This is a genomic window from Pseudoalteromonas sp. TAB23, assembly GCF_000498075.1.
Lineage (GTDB): Bacteria > Pseudomonadota > Gammaproteobacteria > Enterobacterales > Alteromonadaceae > Pseudoalteromonas > Pseudoalteromonas arctica.
In genome coordinates, this window is sequence record NZ_AUTP01000062.1 from 1 (window position 1) to 1024 (window position 1024).

2 pseudogenes are annotated in these 1024 nt (G+C 41.6%); one reads left to right on the forward strand and one right to left on the reverse strand.

Features of this window, described 5'->3' with window-relative positions:
• Window positions 1-341, reverse strand: a pseudogene (locus L654_RS0101530) (AraC family transcriptional regulator); the annotation flags it as partial.
• 125 nt (window positions 342-466) lie between these two features.
• Between L654_RS0101530 and L654_RS0101535 the strand changes: the two are divergent.
• Window positions 467-1024, forward strand: a pseudogene (locus L654_RS0101535) (beta-ketoacyl synthase); the annotation flags it as partial.

Consider the following 1024-nt stretch of genomic DNA (forward strand, 5'->3'; position numbering starts at 1 on the left):
CTAAAACTCTCGCTTAGCCAATCAACTACGTCTTGATTTGTACGCACTACAGGGCGCGGGTTTCGCCAAATACCCGGCACTATAATTAAATCACTGTAGGGGGCGTTAGTTGTTATGCAATCAGGAATTATAGCAAGGCCTGCGCGAGTGGGTATAAATTCAGCATTTTTAGCCACTAAATTTATATCAAGCGGTCTAAAACTTTGCTTATCAAGATGGCCTTTAGCAAAGGCCTCGCCGGCTCTTAGCATTTCTATAGGCAGCGTTAAACTAGTCACTAATAAATGCGGATATACCGCTATAGCAATGTTTAGTGGTGGATTAGTATTTTTTTCAGTCATATAAATGCTCCGACCAGTACATTTTGGCCTTTTGTGCTGAATATTTGGCTATTAAAGCACAATGTGTAGTGCATAATCCATTTAAACTGCCTCTTCTTCTAATAACACGTTTCTAAAGGTAAATTATGACTGCATTACCCGTTATAGTAGGCATGGGTGGCATTAACGCCGCTGGCCGTACTTCTTTTCATCAAGGTTATCGCCGTATCGTGTTAGATAGTTTAAATGCTCAAGATCGCAGTGAAACATTTTTAGGCCTCGCCACACTGATGAATCTAGTAAGTGTTGTAAACGGCCAATTACAAGATATACAAGGTAATAATGTTGAGCAAAGCGACATAGAAGCACGCTTTGGTGAGCAAATTATTGCTGGTACTCTTATTCGTAAAATTGAAAAAGAACACTTTGATGCAGATGCCACACCGTGGCAGCAAAAAATGACGCTAAACGCATCAAGCGATAACGCAATTGTGTTTGAAACGCGCGCTCGCGACTTACCTACACCTGTTCCAGCTAGCTGGCAAGTTGAAGAACTTGAAGGCAAAAAAGTAAAAGTAACTATTGCAGCCGACTTAGATGTTAAGCATGACTCAACACGTGATAACCCAATTAAATCAGCAGGGCAGTTTCCGACTGGGTTTGATCCGTCTGTTATGTATAATAGCCGCTATCAGCCGCGTGGT